We start from the raw sequence: 18,169 nt of genomic DNA, 5'->3' as shown, positions 1-18,169 counted from the left end.
GACCTGAAGCCGCCCGCCCGGAAGGCCCGCACGGCCGTTCCGGAGACGTCCGCTCGAAACGCCGGCACGGTCGCCCGCAGAGAATCGCCCGCTCGGGACGCCCGCAGGGCCGACCCGAGCCCACCCACCCGCCTAACTTTCCGTAACGGTTGAACAACGTACAGTGACGCGCGTAGAACCGCGGCGCCGAAAAGCGCCGCGGTCCCTCACTCCGTCGTGGCCCCGGCGGGTGGCAACCGGAACAGCGCCCACACGACCTTGCCGCTGAGTCTGCCCGCGAGCGGATGCCAGCCCCAGCCGTCGGCGAACGAGTCGACCAGGAACAGGCCGCGTCCCGATTCCGCCGCGTCGTCCGAGTCGCGCGCGGCGGGACTCTCGCCGCTGGGGTCGCGCACGGCGCACACCAGACGCGTGGTCCACCGCATCAGATGCAGCCGTACGGGCGGGTCCTGCTCGCCGGGGCGCGGCGGCGTGTCCGCGGGCAGCGCGTGCCGCAGCGCGTTGGTGACCAGTTCGGAGACCACCAGGCAGACGTCGTCGAAGCGGTCGCCGATGTCCCACTGGTCGAGCGTTCTGTGGGTGAACTGCCGTGCCTCGCGCACCGCTTCGTAGCGGGCGGGCAGGGCGCACGAGGCGGCGTCGGACACGGCCGTCGGGTCGAGCGGCGGAAGCCCCTGCCGTAACGGCTCGAGCATGGTCGATCCATTCGTCCCCATGCGAGGCACTCCCGGGGTTCGCGGTCGTGGCGATGCAGCGGTGGCGCGGGAGCCATGGTTCCGAAAGCGGTCAGCAGATGCAAGGGCAGATGCACGTGCACGCGCACGAATTAGTACGATCCGTACGACTTTCTGGACAATTCTTCTCCTCTCCAATTCCCTCGTGTTTGTCCTTCACTGATCTTTTCCGGCCTGGCTCCTTCGGTTCCTTTCCGTTTCTGTAACCGGACGAGTACAGCTCGAAGTGTTTTAGTGGCAGACTGCGGCTCCTGGGAACGGTTGGGGAGGCGGACGAACGTGAGCGCTGGTGAATCGAGCGGCTCGGTCGTGCGGCGGATGCTGCTGGGGTCGCACCTGAGGCGTCTGCGGGAGGCGCGCGGGATCACCCGGGAAGCGGCCGGTTACTCGATCCGCGCCTCCGAATCGAAGATCAGCCGCATGGAGTTGGGACGGGTGAGCTTCAAGACGCGTGACGTCGAGGACCTGCTGACGCTCTACGGCATCACCGACGAGGCCGAGCGCACGTCCCTCATCTCCCTCGCGAAGGAGGCCAACGTCGCGGGGTGGTGGCACAGTTACTCGGACGTGCTCCCCAGCTGGTTCCCGACGTACGTCGGCCTGGAGGGCGCGGCACACGTCATCCGCTCCTACGAAGTCCAGTTCGTGCACGGCCTGTTGCAGACCGAGGCGTATGCGCACGCGGTCGTCCGGCGCGGCATGAAGGGCGCGAGCGCCGCGGACGTCGACCGGCGGGTCGCCCTGCGCATGGAGCGCCAGAAGCACCTCGTCTCCGAGCGCGCCCCCGAGTTCAACTGCGTCCTGGACGAGGCCGCGCTGCGCCGCCCGTACGGCGACCGCGAGGTGATGCGCGGCCAGCTCCAGCACCTGATCGACCTGTCGGAACGGCCGAACGTCAAGATCCAGGTCATGCCGTTCAGCTTCGGCGGCCACGCGGGCGAGAGCGGCTCCTTCACCATCCTGAGCTTCCCGGAGTCCGACCTGTCGGACGTCGTCTACCTGGAGCAGCTCACCAGCGCCCTGTACCTGGACAAGCGCGAGGACGTCACCCAGTACGAGGGCGCGCTCAAGGAGCTCCAGCAGGACAGCCCGGGACCGTCCGAGAGCCGCGACCTGCTCAGGGGACTCCTCCAGCTCTCCTGACCCGGCCGGCGGTGCCGTCCGCGAGGTCTCCCGGAGTCCCCGCGGACTGTCCCGAGCGTCCCTCAACTCCCTTGATACACCAGTACGATGACGTGTGATCAGACGTTGATCGGATGTCTGCCTCGGCAGCCCTGGGATTGAGGGATCACATGTCGTCCTACTTCACCGACCTGGCACAGCAGTACATCGACGGCGAGTGGCGCCCGGGTACCGGCTCCTGGGACATCATCGACTTCAACCCGTACAACGGCGAGAAGCTGGCGTCGATCACGATAGCCACGGTCGACGAGGTCGACGACGCGTACCGCGCGGCACAGCGCGCCCAGAGGGAGTGGGCCGCGACCAACCCGTACGCGCGCCGTGCCGTCTTCGAGCGCGCCCTGCGGATCATCGAGGAGCGCGAGCCGGAGATCACCGAGGCGATCATCGCGGAGCTGGGCGGCACCCACCTCAAGGCCGGCTTCGAGCTGCACCTCGCCAAGGAGTTCCTGCGCGAGTCGATCCAGCTCGCGCTGCGGCCCGAGGGGCGCATCCTGCCCTCGCCGGTCGACGGCAAGGAGAACCGCGTCTACCGCGTCCCGGTCGGCGTCGTCGGCGTCATCAGCCCCTTCAACTTCCCCTTCCTGCTGTCGCTGAAGTCCGTCGCGCCGGCCCTCGCGCTCGGCAACGGCGTCGTCCTCAAGCCGCATCAGAACACCCCGGTCGTCGGCGGTTCGCTGGTGGCCAGGATCTTCGAGGACGCGGGGCTGCCCGGCGGTCTGCTGAACGTGGTGATCACTGACATCGCCGAGATCGGTGACGCCTTCCTGGAGCACCCGGTCCCCAAGGTCATCTCCTTCACCGGCTCGGACCAGGTGGGCCGCCACGTCGCCACCGTCTGCGCCGCCCAGTTCAAGCGCTCGGTGCTCGAACTCGGCGGCAACAGCGCGCTGGTGGTGCTCGACGACGCGGACATCGACTACGCCGTGGACGCGGCCGTCTTCAGCCGGTACGTGCATCAGGGCCAGGTCTGCATGGCTGCCAACCGCGTCCTGGTGGACCGTTCGGTGGAGGCCGAGTTCACCGAGAAGTTCGTCACCAAGGTCAGGGGGCTGAAGTCCGGGGACCCGAGCGACCCGCAGACGGTCATCGGCCCGGTCATCAACTCCTCGCAGGCGGACGCGCTCACGGGAGTCGTGGATCAGGCGCTCGCCGAGGGCGCCACCGCGCTCCTGCGCGGCGCCACCACCGGCAACCTCGTCGAGCCGACCGTGCTGACCGGCCTGCCCGCCGGCTCCGGCATCCTGCGCCAGGAGATCTTCGGTCCGGTGGCACTGCTCGTCCCCTTCGACGGCGAGGAGGAGGCCGTGCGCATCGTGAACGACACCCCCTACGGCCTCAGCGGCGCGGTGCACACGGCGGACGTGGAGCGCGGTGTCGCCTTCGCCAAGCGGATCGACACCGGCATGTTCCACGTGAACGACGGCACCGTCCACGACGAGCCGCTGGTCGCCTTCGGCGGCGAGAAGCAGTCGGGTGTCGGCCGCCTGAACGGCGAGGCGACCGTCGAGGCCTTCACCACGCAGAAGTGGATCTCCGTGCAGCACGGGCGCAGCCTCTTCCCGTTCTGATCCGTTCCGGTTCTTCTCGCCCGCACCGGGCCCTTGCGGACAGCAGGTGTCCGCAAGGGCCCGTACGTTCGGGGTGTCGGAAAGAACGGCAACGGCATCCACGAAAGGCGGCCCTTCATGGTCACTCACGTTTCCGCGGAAGCACACGGCGACGAGCGCGGCGCGCTGCTCGCCTTCCTGGAGGGCGAGCGCGGCGCCATCAGGCGGGCCCTGCTCGGGCTCACCGCGGAGCAGGCCACGAGCAGGCCGAGCGCGAGCGAACTGTCCCTCGCCGGGCTGGCCAAGCACCTCGCCGAGGTCGAGCAGGGCTGGATCGCCCGCGCCAGGGGCGAGCGTCCCGCCGTCCGGCGCGACGAGTCGAACTGGCACGAGTGCTTCGTGCTGGCCGGGGACGAGACCACCGAGTCGGTGCTCGCGTACTGGGAGGAGGTCGCGGCCGGGACCGAGGCGTTCATCCGCTCGGTGCCGAGCCTCGACGACACCTTCCCGCTGCCGAACGACCCCTGGTTCCCGCCGGACGAGCGGGTCTCCATGCGCTGGGTGATGCTGCGGCTGATCTCCGAGACGGCCCGGCACGCCGGCCACGCCGACATCATCAGGGAGTCCCTGGACGGAAGGACGGCCTTCGAGCTGGTCGCCGAGGAACGGGGCGGCGGCCGGGGCTGAGCGGCCCGGACGCGGGGTGGCGGAGAGCGGGGTCCTAACCTGGACCCCATGTCAGCGATCCGTCTCCTCGTGCTGGGCGCGGTGCGTCAGCACGGGCGGGCCCACGGCTACCAGGTGCGCAACGACCTGGAGTACTGGGGCGCGCACGAGTGGTCCAACGCCAAGCCCGGCTCGATCTACCACGCCCTCAAGCAGATGGCGAAGCAGGGGCTGCTGCACGCCCACGAGATCGCGCCCTCCACGGCGGGCGGCCCGCCGCGCACCGAGTACGAGATCACGGACCGCGGCACGGAGGAGTTCCTTGCGCTCCTGCGGGAGTCCCTGACGTCGTACGACCAGAAGATGGACGTGAAGTCGGCGGCGGTCGGCTTCCTGGTCGAACTGCCGCGGGACGAGGCGGTGGGGCTTCTGAAGGAGCGCATCCACCGGATCGAGGCGTGGCGTTCCGCGGTCACCGAGCACTACGTGCCCGAGGGCGGCCCCGGACAGCTCGGCCACATCGGCGAGATCATGAACCTGTGGGTCTTTGCCGCCGACGCCGACGCCGAGTGGACCCGGGGGCTGATCCAACGGGTCGAGGGCGGTGCGTACACCTTCGCGGGTGAGGGCGAACCGTTCGTCGGGGTGCTGGCGGAGGGCGAGGAGAACCCGTACGCCACGGGGACCCCGCACCCCGGGGACCACGACTAGTCAAGTTTGACGGACGGAGTTCCGCGCGTTACCTTTCCCGAAGTGGTCAAGTTTGACTACCTGGGGTGAAGGGAGCCGGATGACCGACGCGATCGCAGTCGAGGGCCTACGGAAGCGGTACGGGGACAGGGCGGCGCTGGACGGCCTGGACCTGACGGTCCGCAGGGGCACCGTGCACGGCCTGCTGGGCCCGAACGGCGCGGGCAAGACCACCGCGGTGCGGGTGCTCACCACCCTGCTGCGGCCCGACGGGGGGCGCGCGGCGGTCGCCGGGTGCGACGTGGTGCGCGAGGCCGCCCGGGTGCGGCGCCGGATCGGCCTGCTCGGCCAGCACGCCGCGCTCGACGAGGAGCTCGGGGGCGGGCAGAACCTGGAGCTGTTCGGGCGGCTCCACCACCTGGGCGCCCGCCGGGCGCGCGTGCGCTCCGGCGAGCTGCTGGAGCGCTTCGGACTCGCGGACGCCGGACGCAAGGCCGTCAAGCGGTACAGCGGCGGAATGCGCCGCCGGCTCGACCTGGCGGCGTCCCTGATCACCGAGCCGGAGGTGCTGTTCCTCGACGAGCCGACGACCGGACTCGACCCGCGCGGACGCGCCGAGGTGTGGGCGGCCGTACGGTCCCTGGTCGGCGGCGGCACCACGGTCCTGCTCACCACGCAGTACCTGGAGGAGGCGGACCAGCTCGCCGACCGCGTCTCCGTCGTCGACCGGGGCCGGGTCGTCGCGGACGGCACGGCGGACGAGCTGAAGGCCCGCACCGGCGGCGACCGCATCGACGTGGTGCTGCGCGACGGGGGCCAACTGGGCGCGGCCGTCGCCCTGTTGCCCGTCCCCGCCGAAGGTGTCTCGGTGGACACGGACCGGCGCCTGCTGAGCGCGCCGGTCACCGACCGGATGGCGGCGCTCGCCGGGGTCGTACGCGCCCTGGAGGAGGCGGGGATCGTGGCCGAGGACATCGCCCTGCGGCGGCCGACGCTTGACGAGGTGTTCCTGCACCTCACCGCCGGCGACCACCGCGCGAAGGAGGCCGCGTGAGCACGACGTACGAGACCGGCCGCAGCCGCACCGGATCCCACGTCCTGAGCGACTGCTGGACCATGACCCGCCGCGAACTCGCCCACTGGGCACGGCAGCCGGTGCAGGTGCTCGTCGGCCTGGTCTTCCCCGTGATGCTGCTGCTGATGTTCGGCTACCTGGTCGGCGGCGGCCGGGAGGTGGCGGGCGCCTACGTCGACTACCTGGTCCCGGGCATGCTCGCGCTCACCATGGCCTTCGGCCTGGAGGGCACGATGCTCGCCGTCACCCAGGACCTCAACAAGGGGGTCATCGACCGGTTCCGGACGATGCCGATGGCCAACGGCGCGGTGCTCGTCGGCCGTTCGACCGCCGACATGCTCCAGTCGGCGCTGGCCCTGCTCGTGCTGACCGGCGTCGCGTACGCGATCGGCTGGCGCGCGCACGGCGGCCCGGACGCCTTCCTCGGGGCCATGGGCCTGCTGCTGCTCTTCCGGTTCGCGATGCTGTGGATCGGCATCCAGCTGGCGATGGTGGCCGGCCGGCCCGAGATGGTGCAGGCCGTCCAGATCCTGGTGTGGCCGGTGGGCTTCCTCTCCAACGCGTTCGCCACCCCGGACGCCATGCCCGGCTGGCTGGGCACGGCGGTCGAGTGGAACCCGATGTCCCGGACGGCGACGGCGGTACGGGACCTCCTCGGCGGCCCGGGCGGCGAGCCGGGCCACGTCTGGGCGGCCGTCGCCTGGCCGCTCGCCCTGCTCGCGGTGTTCTTCCCGCTGGCGGTGCGGAGGTTCGCCCGCCTCAGCCGCTGACGGTGTCCTGAGAGAGCCTCAGTGGTGGAAGCCGGTGGCCGTGCCCTTGTCGTGGGTCGACGGGCGCGGCTGCCGGCGCAGTTCGGGCAGGAGCCGGCTCAGGTCGTCGACGAAGAGCTCGGCGAGGTCCATCGAGAAGCCGTTGCGGCACACCACGCGCAGTACGGACAGGTCCTCCCGGTTCGGCGGGAAGGTGTACGCGGGCACCAGCCAGCCGCGCTCCCGCAGCCGCCGGGACACGTCGAAGACGTCGTACGCCGTCACCCCGGGCGCCGTCGTGAAGGCGAAGACCGGCAGCTCGTCGCCCCGGGTGAGCAGCCTGAAGTCGTCCAGGGCCTCGACGCGCCCGGCGAGTTCGCGGGCCACGTCCCGGGTCGTCTGCTGCACGGCCCGGTAGCCCTCGCGGCCCAGCCGCAGGAACGTGTAGTACTGCGCCACGACCTGGGCGCCCGGCCGGGAGAAGTTCAGGGCGAAGGTCGGCATGTCACCGCCCAGGTAGTTGACCCGGAAGACGAGCTCCTCGGGCAGCGTCTCCTTGTCCCGCCACAGTGCCCAGCCGACACCGGGGTAGACCAGCCCGTACTTGTGCCCCGAGGTGTTGATGGACGACACCCGCGGCAGCCGGAAGTCCCACACCACGTCCTCGTCGAGGAAGGGCGCCACCATCGCCCCGGACGCGCCGTCCACATGGACGGGGACGTCCAGGCCCGTGCGCTCCTGGAGCTCGTCGAGTGCCGCGCACAGGTCGGCGATCGGCTCGTACGACCCGTCGAAGGTGGAGCCGAGGACGCCCACCACCCCGATGGTGTTCTCGTCGCACAGCTCGGCGGCCGCCTTCGGATCGAGGTGGAACCGGTCGCCCTCCATGGGCACCTGCCGCGCCTCGACCTCCCAGAAGTTGCAGAACTTGTCCCAGCAGACCTGGACGTTCACGCCCATCACCAGGTTCGGGCGGGCCCCGGGGTACCGGTCCGCGTTCCGCCGGGCCCAGCGCCGCTTGAGCGCCATCCCGGCGAGCATGCACGCCTCGCTCGACCCGGTCGTCGAACAGCCCACGGCGGCGGCCGGGTCGGGCGCGTTCCACAGGTCGGCCAGCATCGCCACGCAGCGCCGCTCCAGTTCGGCGGTGCGCGGGTACTCGTCCTTGTCGATCATGTTCTTGTCGCGGCAGTCCGCCATCAGCACCCCGGCCTGGGGTTCCATCCAGGTGGTGACGAAGGTGGCGAGGTTGAGCCGTGAGTTCCCGTCCAGCATGAGCTCGTCGTGGACGAGCTGGTACGCCGTGGTCGGCGGCAGCGGGCCGTCCGGGAGCCGGTGCTTGGGCGGGGCCTCGATCATTTCGCTGACCGGGTTGGCCTGCCCGAAGAAGGGATTGACGTACAGGGGACGGTCCCCGGATTCGGACTGTCCGGGGCCTTTGTGGAGCGCCATGTCGCCTCCGTGCGGATGAGGTTGCGGATGGGGGTGCGGATGAGGTCGGGGGAGCGGGTCAGCGGAGCGGGGTCCCGTCGTCGCGCAGTTGCATCTGGGGCCGGCCGGTCACCAGCAGCCAGGCCGGTACGGACGCCAGCGCGAGCAGCGGCAGCACGGTCGTGTCGGCGGCCAGGACGGCCGCGGTGAACAGGCTGATCCAGCCCTGCCGGGTGACGGCGAGCAGGACCCCGAGGACGGCGCAGACCACGGCGAGCGTGACCTGCACCTGGGGCACCAGCGCGTGGGCGCACAGACCGAGGGCCACCCCGGCGAAGACCGAGGGGAAGATCCGGCCGCCGCGGAACCCGCACGAGGTGGCGACGAGCAGCGCGGCCAGTTTCACCACGGCCATCAGCGCGAACCCGCCCGCCGACCAGCCGTCGGGGTCCGCGGCCAGCACCTCCACCTCGTCCAGGCCCTTGAAGAGCGTCAGATGCCCGCCCAGCGCGCCCAGCAGGCCGAGCACCAGCCCGCCCAGGGGAATCGCCAGCCACGGACGCCGGAGCCGCGCGAAGGCGCCGTGGACGTACGGGAGGGCGTGCACCGCGGCCATGCCGATCACCGCCGCGACCGAGGCGACGACGAAGGCGCCCGGCAGGTCGCCCCAGTGCGGGCCCGGGTAGTCGGGCAGGGAGAGGTCGAAGCTCGGGTGGGCGAGCAGGGTCACGATCACTGCGCCCGTGCCGCCGGCGAGCAGCGGTGGCAGCAGCCGGTCCCACAGGGCGCCGGGTCCCGGCCGCCCGGCCAGCACCTCGGAGAAGATCAGCGCGGCCGCCACCGGGGTGCCGAACAGCGCGCCGACCGTGCCCGCGGCCGCCAGCGACATCCACAGCAGGGCGGGGGAGCCGGGAGCGACCCGGGTTCCCAGCCAGCACGCGAGGGCGATGTTGGTGGCTGTGATCGGGTTCTCGGGGCCGAGACTGACCCCGCCCGCCAGGGCCAGGACGCTGACGAGGAGCAGCCCGGGCAGCACGCCGGGCGGCAGCGGCGGGTCGACCAGGCCGCTGGCCGCCGGGTCGGGACCCGCGTGCCCCGGCACCTTCCACACGGCCAGCCCCACGGCGACACCGGTCGCCGTGAGCACCACGAGCATCCATAACACGGAGTAGCGGCCGACGCCCAGGGCGTCCGGGAGGGTCTCCCACAGGACGTCCTGGAGCTGTCCGGCGACCGTGCTCACGGCCAGCAGGACCAGCGCCGCGGCGGCGCCGACGACGACGGAGGGCACGATCAGCGGCAGCAGACGCCGGACGGGGGTCCGGCCCGGCGCCGCCGGGGCTTCGGTGCTCACGATCCACACCTTAAGCGGGCATAAGCCTCATAACATCCGGGGGAATTCCGGCTTGCACCTCACGCGACGTGAGGCCCCAGCCTGGAGGCGTACCGGAGAAGGAGCGGAAGTGAGTTACTCAGTGGGCCAGGTCGCCGGTTTCGCCGGGGTCACGGTGCGCACGCTGCACCACTACGACGAGATCGGCCTGCTCGCACCGAGCGAGCGCAGCCACGCGGGACACCGGCGCTACGGCGACGCCGACCTCGACCGGCTGCAGCAGATCCTGTTCTACCGGGAGCTCGGCTTCCCACTGGACCAGGTCGCGGCCCTGCTCGACGAGCAGGCCACCGGAAAAGCGGACCCGCGCGCGCGTCTGCGCCGCCAGCACGAGCTGCTGACCGCCCGGATCGAGAAGCTGCGGCGGATGGCCGCGGCCGTGGAGCACGCCATGGAGGCACGCACGATGGGCATCGATCTCACGCCCGAGGAGAAATTCGAGGTCTTCGGGGACAAGGACCCCGAGGCGCACGCGGAGGAGGCAGGGCGGCGCTGGGGCGGCACGGAGGCGTACGCGCAGTCGCAGCGCCGGACCGCCCGCTACACCAAGGACGACTGGAAGCGGATGCAGGCCGAGGTCGCCGCCTGGGGGGCGCGCTACGACGCCCTCATGGCGGCGGGCGAGCCCCCGGCCGGCGAGCGGGCCATGGACCTGGCCGAGGAGCACCGCCGGCACATCACCCGGTGGTTCTACGCGTGCTCGTACGAGATCCACCGGGGGCTGGGCGAGATGTACGTCTCCGACGAGCGGTTCAAGGAGTTCTACGACTCCGTGCGGCCGGGACTCGCCGAGCACCTGCGGGACGCGATCACGGCGAACGCCGAACGGCACGCCTGATCGTCCTGGCCCGGGGTCACTCCCGGGCCAGGACCACCGCCGTCCCGTACGCGCACACCTCCGTGCCGACGTCGGCGGCCTCCGACACGTCGAAGCGGAACATCAGCACGCCGTTGGCGCCCCGCGCGCGTGCCTGGTCGACGAGCCGCTCCATGGCCTGGTTGCGGGTCTCCACCAGCGTCTTGGTGAGGCCCTTCAGCTCGCCGCCGATCATCGACTTCAGGCCCGCCCCGATCTGGCTGCCCAGGTGCCGTGAGCGCACGGTGAGGCCGAACACCTCTCCGATGACCTGCTCGACGCGATGGCCCGGCACATCGTTCGTCGTCACGACCAGTACGTCGGACTGGGGGCCGATGCCGCCGCCGTAGTCTTCGATTCCCATGCCTCACAGCTTTGTCCCAGTAGGGGCACAGTGCATCCCGGAGGCACCCGTGGAACCTGGCGGGGACACCCGACGTTGATAGCTTTGGGACGGCCGAACCTCACCGCCGCACCCATCCTTCACCCTCAGGAGCCCGGAACCGTGACGACGCTTGCCCTTGGACCAAGCTGGCTGGATCCGAACACCCTCCTGGACAGTTTCGGCATCTGGGGCCTGCTGCTCATCGTCTTCGCGGAGTCGGGTCTGCTCATCGGCTTCTTCCTGCCGGGCGACTCGCTGCTGTTCACCTGCGGTCTGCTGATCGCGTCGAAGCAGCTGGACTTCCCCCTGTGGGCGGCCGTCGCGCTGATCTGCCTCGCCGCGATCGTCGGCGACCAGGCCGGTTATCTCTTCGGCAAGAAGGTCGGCCCCTCGCTCTTCACCCGCCCGGACTCCCGCCTCTTCAAGCAGGAGAACGTGGTCAAGGCCCACGAGTTCTTCGAGAAGTACGGCCCCAAGTCCCTGGTCCTGGCCCGCTTCGTGCCCATCGTGCGCACGTTCACGCCGATCATCGCCGGCGTCAGCGGCATGCGGTACCGCTCGTTCATCACCTTCAACATCATCGGTGGCGTCCTGTGGGGCGCGGGGGTGACGCTGCTCGGTTTCTGGCTCGGCAACATCGAGTTCGTGCACAAGAACATCGAGGCGATTCTGATCCTGATCGTCCTCGTCTCGGTGGTCCCGATCGCCGTCGAGTACCTGCGGGCCCGCGGCAAGGGCAGGAAGTCCGCCGCCTCGGCCGCTTCGGCCCAGCCCCCGCAGGGCCCGCGCGGCCGCCACGCCAAACGCTAGACGCCCGCCCCGGGACGGCAGGGACGCCCGGGGACCGCTCCGCAGCCGTACGGACTCAGAAGCCACGCGTCCGCTTGGCCGCGCGGCGGCTCGCGGCGTCCCCGCCCGGCACCCGCAGGAACAGCCGGGAGATCTCGGACCCGAGGTTCACCCCGATGGCGATGGCCATCGCGAGCGCGGCCGCCTTGGTCAGGGACACCAGACCCTTGTCGACGTCGTTCTGCGCAATGGCCAGCAGCCCGAAGTACGTGGCCGAACCGGGCAGCAGCGGGCCGATCGCGGCCGTCGTGTACGGCAGCGCCGACGCGAACCGGTAGCGGGACAGCAGCTGCCCGAACAGGCCCACCAGACCGGCGGCCACCGCGGTGGAGGCGACCGGTGAGATGTCACCGACGTAGTGCATCGCGCCGTACACCGCCCAGGCCACACCGCCGTTGAGGGTCACCGCCAGCACGGTCGAGCGCTCCTGCTGGAGCAGCACCGCGAAGGTGAGCGACAGCAGCATCGACGCGACGAGCTGGAGCACCGGCCGCTCGGAGACGCCGAGGGCCTGGTCCGGATTCAGCTCGGCGCCCAGCTTCACGCCGAAGTACAGGACCAGCAGCACGCCCGTGACGATGCCCACGAAGAAGTACATGACCTCCAGCAGGCGCGCGGACGCGGTGATGTAGAAACCGGTCAGGCCGTCCTGGACGCCCGCGACCAGCGCTCTTCCCGGCAGCAGCGCGAAGAGCCCACCGGTGATCACCGCGGACGCCTTCACCCCCGCCCCCGACAGCTGGAGGGCGACCCCGATCGCCGCCGGTGGCATCGCCGCCACCGTGAACTGGTAGAACTCCGGCAGCCCGCGCCCCGCGCACAGCCACGCCAGCCGGTCGCCCAGCATCGCCCCCAGCGCCGCGGCGACGAACACGAAGACGTCACCGCCGACGAGCACCGAGGCCGCTCCCGCGAGCAGCCCGCCCGCCGCGGTCAGCACCCAGCCGGGGTACGGGTGGCGGTTGCGGCGGATCTCCGCGAGGCGCCCGTAGGCCTCCTCCAGGGAGATCGCGGTCTCGGTGTCGCTGAGGTCGTCCACGAGCCGGTACACGGCCGCGAGACGCGTGTAGTCGGTGCCGCGGCGCCGCACCGTCCGGGAGGCCGTCACGGGGTCGTCCACGAGGGACGGCTGGTGCGAGATCGACAGCAGGGTGAACGTGACGTTCGGTTCGCAGCGGTCCAGCCCGTAGGAGCGGCAGACGGCGAACATCGCCGCCTCCACGTCCTCGGCACCCTCGCCGCCCGCCAGCAGCAGCTCGCCGATACGCAGCGTCAGGTCCAGCACGCGCGGGACGGCCGGCCCGGAGTCGTCCTCCTTGGACACCGGTTCCGGCGCCGGACGTTCGGTCACCGGCATGCGCAGCATGGTGCGCATCCGGTCCTGCCAGGGCGCGTCCTTGGTCAGCCTGACCACGGGCAGGCCGGCCGCCGGGGTGAATGCGGGCGGCGCGTGCTTCGCGCTGTAGGTGCGCGGGGTGTTGAACGCCGAGCCCTCGGTGTCGCCGGGGACCGGGTGCGGGACGTCGAGACCCTTGGGGAGCGCGAACTCCGACGTCGTGGACGACTCGTCCTCGGCCACCGGGGCCTGCGGCGCCACCACACCGGCCGGTGGGGCGAACGCACTCCTCGCCTCGTCCGACTGCGGTGTGCGGTCTTCCGCCTGCGGGTCCGTCACCAGCCCCTGCCTTGCCTCTCGTGCATGTGCGCGTACGCCTCACGCGTACTTTCCGTACGTCTCACCCGTACCTTCCGTACGCCTCAGTATGCGTACGGAAACGCGAACGGGCCGCGCGGCCCTCTCAGGGTCGCACGGCCCGCTCGCGAAGAAGTGGCAGGTCAGTGACCGCCGGACTCCTTGAAGCGCTTGTAGGAACGCTCGATCTCGGCCTCGGCCTCGGTGCGGCCCACCCAGTTGGCACCCTCGACGGACTTGCCGGGCTCCAGGTCCTTGTAGACCTCGAAGAAGTGCTGGATCTCCAGGCGGTCGAACTCGGAGACGTGGTGGATGTCGCGCAGGTGCTCCACCCGCGGGTCGTGCGCCGGGACGCACAGCAGCTTGTCGTCGCCGCCCGCCTCGTCGGTCATGCGGAACATGCCGATCGTGCGGCACTGGATGAGGCAACCGGGGAAGGTCGGCTCGTCCAGGATGACCAGCGCGTCCAGCGGGTCGCCGTCCTCGCCGAGGGTGTTCTCGACGAAGCCGTAGTCGGCCGGGTAGCTGGTCGAGGTGAAGAGTCGACGGTCCAGGCGGATCCGACCGGTCTCGTGGTCCACCTCGTACTTGTTCCGCGAACCCTTCGGAATCTCGATCGTGACGTCGAACTCCACCGGTGGCTCCTCCATGATCAGCACATAGTTCTGGTGGTTAAGTGTCCCTCACGCAGGTGTGTGATCGCGAAAGGGGCTGGTGATCGTGCCAGAGCTGAGGGCTTGGCGGGCCGCGAGACCGCATGTGGCGCGGGTCGCGCGAACCGTGGCACCGCACGTCGTGCGGGTCACCCGAGCCGTCCGGCCGCGCCCCGTGAAGGTCACGACTGTGCAGCTCACGGCCGTGGCCGCCGCCGCGGGCCTCGCGCTCGCGGCCGGGCTGGCGACCGCGGCCGGTCCCTGGGACTCCTCGGGTCAGCGTACGGCGGAGCGCGACCGGGCCGCAGCGCGGGACCGGCAGGGTGGCACAGATCACGGCCGCGACCCCGGTGCGGCGCCCGGCGGACCCCGGCCCGCGCCCAGCGCCGCGTCCGTCCTGGCCGACCTGAGCGGTGCCGGCGGTTCGGCGCGCCCGCCCGCCGAGAGGGCCCTCGCCGGCGTCCTCGACCCGCTTCTGCAGGATCCTTCCCTCGGTACGCGGCGCTCGGCCGTCGTCGTCGACGTCGCGACCGGCAGACGGCTGTACGGCACGGGCGCCAGCGAGGCTCTGACCCCCGCCTCCACCACGAAGATCGCCACCGCCGTCGCCGCGCTCACCGCGGCAGGCGCCGACCACCGCATCACGACCCGCGCCGCCCTGGAGCCCGACACCGGGGAGGTCGTGCTGGTCGGCGGCGGCGACCCGACCCTGACCGCCCGGAAGAAGACCGACGGGGGCTGGGCGAGCCTGCGCACCCTGGCCGCCGACACCGCCCGCACGCTCAAGGCCCGCAAGCGGGAGAAGGTGACGCTCTCGTACGACATCTCGCTGTACGCGGGCTCGGGGCAGCCGCCCAGCGGGGTCGAGGGCAATCTCGCCCAGGTCACGCCGCTGATGGTCGACGAGGGCCGTCTCGACGGCTCCTCCAGCGGCGCCGCGGGACGCAGCGCCGACCCGGCGGCGGACGCGGCGCGCGAGTTCGCGGAACTCCTGGAGGCCGAGGGCATCGAGACGACGGCGCCGGGGCCCTCCAAGGCGACCGGCCGCTCCAGGACGCTCGCCGAGGTCGAGTCCCCGCCGCTGTCCGCCCTCGTCGAGCGGATGCTCACCAACAGCGACAACGACATCGCCGAGGCCCTCGCCCGGCAGACCGCCCTCGCCTCCGGCGAACCGGCCAGCTTCCAGGGCGGCGGGACCGCGATCCGCGCCCAGCTGAAGAAACTGGACATGCCCCTGCAAGGCGCCGTTTTCGCGGACGGAAGTGGCCTGAATCGTTCGGACAAGCTGTCTGCCGAACTGCTGACCGCCCTGCTCGCGAAGGCCGGTGACCCCGCCCGCCCGGAGCTGCGCCCCGCCCTCACCGGGCTCCCGGTGGCAGGCTTCACGGGCACCCTCAGCCAGCGCTACGCGGACGGCGCGGACCGCCCGGCCACCGGAGTCGTACGCGCCAAGACCGGCACCCTGACGGGGGTCAACGCGCTGGCCGGCACGGTGGTCGACACCGAGGGACGCCTGCTGGCCTTCGCGTTCCTCGCCTCCGGGACCACGGACCGCACGAGCGCCCAATCGGCCCTGGACCGCTCGGCGTCGGCGTTGGCGGCCTGCGGCTGCCGGTAGCGCCAGCGCCCCGGCCGCCCCCCAGGCACCGCGGGTCCTCACGGACCCCCAGGGCCACGGGGCGGCCGCACGCCCGGCGGCGCACCCCTCACCGCACTCGGACGCCCTCACGTACGGTTGACGCATGACGAGCATCGGTGGTGCCCAGATGGTCGACTGGAATCTCGCGGTGGCGACCGCGACCCGGCTCGTGAGGCCGGGCCCCGAGGTGAGCCGCGACGAGGCCAGGGCCGTCGTCGCGGAGCTGCGGCGGCACGCGAAGGCCTCGGAGGAACACGTCCGCGGCTTCACCCGGTTGGGTGTGGACGGCGTGCACGACACCCCCGTACTCGTCGTCGACCGCCCCGGCTGGGTCCAGGCGAACGTCGCAGGGTTCCGGGAACTCCTCAAGCCGCTCCTGGACAAGATGCAGGAACGGCGCGGCGACAGCGCCGGCGGAGCCGTGTTCGGAGCCGTCGGCGGCAAGGTCACCGGCGTCGAGCTGGGCATGCTCCTGTCGTTCCTGTCGTCGCGGGTCCTCGGGCAGTACGAGACCTTCGCCCCCGCCACCCGCGACCTTCCGGCCGGTGGGAACGGCGGCGGCAGGCTCCTCCTGGTCGCCCCGAACATCGTGCACGTGGAGCGCGAACTCGACGTCCAGCCCCACGACTTCCGCCTCTGGGTCTGCCTGCACGAGGAGACGCACCGCACCCAGTTCACGGCCGTGCCCTGGCTGCGCGACCACCTCGAGGGCGAAATCCAGTCTTTCCTGGCGGAGACCGACGTCGACCCGATGACCGTCCTGGAGCGGATCAGGGAAGCCGCGCAGTCCCTCGTCGGCGGACGCCCCGAGGGCGAGGAGGGCGAGGACGGCGGCCGGTCCCTCGTCGAACTGGTGCAGACGCCCGCCCAGCGGGAGATCCTCGGCCGCCTCACCGCCGTCATGTCCCTGCTCGAAGGGCATGCCGACTTCGTGATGGACGGCGTCGGCCCGGCCGTCGTCCCGTCCGTCGCCGAGATCCGCGAGAAATTCCAGCAGCGCCGCGCCGCGGGCGCCTCCCGCCTGGACCTCGCCCTGCGCAAGCTGCTCGGCCTCGACGCCAAGCTCAGGCAGTACCGGGACGGCGAGCGGTTCGTCCGCGCGGTCGTCGAACAGGTCGGCATGGACGGGTTCAACCGCGTCTGGACCTCCCCGAACACGCTCCCGACCAAGGCGGAGATCGCCAAACCGGCGGACTGGGTCACCCGGGTGCACCGCACGGCGGAGTCGTGAAGCCGCCCGCGGGGGGGCGTGAGACGAATCCGGCCGACGGCAGGCGAACGCCCCTTCAATCACCCGTCCGAGGGACCGTGAGCCAGGAGTAGGCGTGCAATGCTCGGGGAACGGCCCGGTTCTGTCACCATCTACACACTCTGAGTGACCGACACCGGGTTCACCCCCCGAAAACTTCATGAAGGGAACCGGACATGGGTCCCCATCCTGCGGTCGCGGCGATACGCCTGGCGGTTCGCCGCGTACTCCACGACATCCTCACCGAGCACGTACCCTCCCCGGACACCGGGCGTACGCCCGCCTCCTGCGCCGGGTGCGCGCCCTCCTCCACCGCCGTACGCCCCGCGGCTCTCGGCAGCGGCGACCGCGTCCCGGTCCCTGCCGGCCGGCGCGCCCGCGGCACCGGCGTGCCCGCGGACACCCCGCACGAACAGCCCCCGCCGCTCGTGCTCGTGGCGTGCTCCGGCGGCGCCGACTCCATGGCGCTCGCCTCCGCCCTCGCCTTCGAGGCCCCCAAACTCGGCATCCGGGCCGGCGGCATCACCGTCGACCACGGTCTGCAGCCCGGCTCCGGCCTGCGCGCCGACGAGGTCGTCCTGCGCCTGACCGAGCTGGGACTGGGTCCCGCCGAGTCCGTCGCCGTCACCGTCGGCCGCGACGGCGGGCCCGAAGCCGCCGCCCGCGACGCCCGCTACGCCGCCCTGGACGCTGCCGCCGAACGTCACGGAGCCGCCGCGGTCCTGCTCGGCCACACCCGCGACGACCAAGCGGAAACCGTCCTGCTCGGCCTCGCCCGCGGCTCCGGCATCCGCTCCCTGTCCGGAATGGCCGCGGTCTCGGGGGCCGACGGCCGTTACCGGCGCCCGTTCCTGCACCTGGACCGGCAGACCGCCCGCAAGGCCTGCATGGCGCAGTCGCTCCCCGTCTGGGACGACCCGCACAACGCCGACCCGGCCTACACCCGCTCCCGGCTGCGCCACGAGGGGCTGCCCGCGCTGGAGAAGGCGCTCGGAAAAGGGGTCGTCGAGGCGCTCGCCCGTACGGCCCAGCTCTCGCGCGACGACGCGGACGCCCTCGACGCCTGGGCCCGGCAGGCGGAGACGTCCGTGCGCGACTCCGCCGGCCTCCTGGAGTGCGCCAAGCTCTACGCCCTGCCGCCCGCCGTGCGCCGCCGCATCCTGCGCCGTGCGGCCATCGAGGCGGGCGCACCGGCCGGCTCGCTCTTCGCCCGGCACGTCGAGGAGATGGACCGGCTGATCACCGGATGGCGAGGTCAGGGAGCCATCAATCTCCCGGGCAAAGTCGTCGCCCGGCGGCAGGGTGGCAGACTGGTGATCCGGCAAGGCTGAACCGGACCCTCCGCCGGAGCCGCTCGCGTGGCTCCTGGGGACCG

At 71.7% G+C, this 18,169-nt stretch carries 17 protein-coding genes; 11 read left to right on the top strand and 6 right to left on the bottom strand.

The window, feature by feature from the left end:
• Positions 1-206: 206 nt before the first annotated feature.
• Positions 207-716: an ATP-binding protein gene (locus tag AC0ZLC_RS22065; RefSeq protein WP_476753667.1), complete on the bottom strand. Its 510-nt coding sequence runs from the start codon at positions 714-716 to the stop codon at positions 207-209.
• 336 nt (positions 717-1,052) lie between these two features.
• On the opposite strand from AC0ZLC_RS22065, the gene AC0ZLC_RS22060 reads away from it, so the two are divergent.
• From AC0ZLC_RS22060 to AC0ZLC_RS22035, 6 genes are all read left to right on the top strand, one after another.
• Positions 1,053-1,877, top strand: coding sequence for a helix-turn-helix domain-containing protein (locus AC0ZLC_RS22060; protein ID WP_476753809.1), 825 nt, complete (start codon positions 1,053-1,055; stop codon positions 1,875-1,877).
• A gap of 149 nt (positions 1,878-2,026) precedes the next feature.
• Positions 2,027-3,487, top strand: coding sequence for an aldehyde dehydrogenase family protein (locus AC0ZLC_RS22055; RefSeq protein ID WP_476753666.1), 1,461 nt, complete (start codon positions 2,027-2,029; stop codon positions 3,485-3,487).
• Between the two features lie 117 nt (positions 3,488-3,604).
• Positions 3,605-4,153 (top strand): DinB family protein, encoded by a 549-nt coding sequence (locus AC0ZLC_RS22050; protein WP_476753665.1) that lies wholly within the window; start codon positions 3,605-3,607, stop codon positions 4,151-4,153.
• Between the two features lie 48 nt (positions 4,154-4,201).
• Positions 4,202-4,843: a PadR family transcriptional regulator gene (locus tag AC0ZLC_RS22045; RefSeq protein ID WP_476753664.1), complete on the top strand. Its 642-nt coding sequence runs from the start codon at positions 4,202-4,204 to the stop codon at positions 4,841-4,843.
• Positions 4,844-4,922: 79 nt separating this feature from the next.
• The gene (locus AC0ZLC_RS22040) at positions 4,923-5,876 is read left to right on the top strand and encodes an ATP-binding cassette domain-containing protein (protein ID WP_476753663.1); all 954 of its coding nucleotides are present in this window, start codon (positions 4,923-4,925) and stop codon (positions 5,874-5,876) included.
• 62 nt (positions 5,877-5,938) lie between these two features.
• Entirely contained in the window at positions 5,939-6,667 is a 729-nt protein-coding gene (locus AC0ZLC_RS22035; protein WP_476753808.1) for an ABC transporter permease, read from the top strand.
• Positions 6,668-6,685: 18 nt separating this feature from the next.
• Here AC0ZLC_RS22035 and gad read toward each other — a convergent pair whose 3' ends face one another.
• Both gad and AC0ZLC_RS22025 read right to left on the bottom strand, forming a co-directional pair.
• Complete coding sequence (gene gad, locus AC0ZLC_RS22030) at positions 6,686-8,098, bottom strand: glutamate decarboxylase (protein ID WP_476753662.1); 1,413 nt, start codon at positions 8,096-8,098, stop codon at positions 6,686-6,688.
• 58 nt (positions 8,099-8,156) lie between these two features.
• Positions 8,157-9,431, bottom strand: coding sequence for an ion channel protein (locus AC0ZLC_RS22025; protein ID WP_476753661.1), 1,275 nt, complete (start codon positions 9,429-9,431; stop codon positions 8,157-8,159).
• A gap of 109 nt (positions 9,432-9,540) precedes the next feature.
• Between AC0ZLC_RS22025 and AC0ZLC_RS22020 the strand changes: the two genes are divergently transcribed.
• Positions 9,541-10,308 carry a MerR family transcriptional regulator gene (locus tag AC0ZLC_RS22020; RefSeq protein ID WP_476753660.1) on the top strand — a complete coding sequence of 256 codons (768 nt, stop codon included), beginning with the start codon at positions 9,541-9,543 and terminating at the stop codon, positions 10,306-10,308.
• A gap of 16 nt (positions 10,309-10,324) precedes the next feature.
• Here the strand turns inward: AC0ZLC_RS22020 and AC0ZLC_RS22015 are convergent, their stop codons facing one another.
• Entirely contained in the window at positions 10,325-10,690 is a 366-nt protein-coding gene (locus AC0ZLC_RS22015) for a YbjQ family protein (RefSeq protein WP_358854726.1), read from the bottom strand.
• 141 nt (positions 10,691-10,831) lie between these two features.
• Here AC0ZLC_RS22015 and AC0ZLC_RS22010 point away from each other — a divergent pair, with 141 nt between their 5' ends.
• Positions 10,832-11,521, top strand: a complete 690-nt coding sequence (locus AC0ZLC_RS22010) for a DedA family protein (RefSeq protein ID WP_476753659.1) — start codon at positions 10,832-10,834, stop codon at positions 11,519-11,521.
• Between the two features lie 55 nt (positions 11,522-11,576).
• Here the strand turns inward: AC0ZLC_RS22010 and AC0ZLC_RS22005 are convergent, their stop codons facing one another.
• Both AC0ZLC_RS22005 and AC0ZLC_RS22000 read right to left on the bottom strand, forming a co-directional pair.
• A complete protein-coding gene (locus tag AC0ZLC_RS22005) occupies positions 11,577-13,235 on the bottom strand; it encodes a threonine/serine exporter family protein (RefSeq protein WP_476753658.1) in 1,659 nt (552 codons plus the stop codon).
• A gap of 161 nt (positions 13,236-13,396) precedes the next feature.
• A complete protein-coding gene (locus tag AC0ZLC_RS22000; protein WP_121406362.1) occupies positions 13,397-13,888 on the bottom strand; it encodes an inorganic diphosphatase in 492 nt (163 codons plus the stop codon).
• A gap of 79 nt (positions 13,889-13,967) precedes the next feature.
• Between AC0ZLC_RS22000 and dacB the strand changes: the two genes are divergently transcribed.
• The 3 genes from dacB (at position 13,968) to tilS (ending at position 18,125) form a co-directional block, all read left to right on the top strand.
• Entirely contained in the window at positions 13,968-15,524 is a 1,557-nt protein-coding gene (gene dacB / locus AC0ZLC_RS21995; protein WP_476753657.1) for a D-alanyl-D-alanine carboxypeptidase/D-alanyl-D-alanine endopeptidase, read from the top strand.
• A gap of 124 nt (positions 15,525-15,648) precedes the next feature.
• The gene (locus tag AC0ZLC_RS21990; RefSeq protein ID WP_476753656.1) at positions 15,649-16,776 is read left to right on the top strand and encodes a zinc-dependent metalloprotease; all 1,128 of its coding nucleotides are present in this window, start codon (positions 15,649-15,651) and stop codon (positions 16,774-16,776) included.
• Positions 16,777-16,970: 194 nt separating this feature from the next.
• Positions 16,971-18,125, top strand: coding sequence for a tRNA lysidine(34) synthetase TilS (tilS, locus tag AC0ZLC_RS21985; RefSeq protein ID WP_476753655.1), 1,155 nt, complete (start codon positions 16,971-16,973; stop codon positions 18,123-18,125).
• The last annotated feature ends 44 nt before the right edge of the window (positions 18,126-18,169 follow it).

Source organism: Streptomyces sp. GLSS-08 (assembly GCF_056387915.1).
This window is presented reverse-complemented; position numbering and strand designations above follow the sequence as displayed.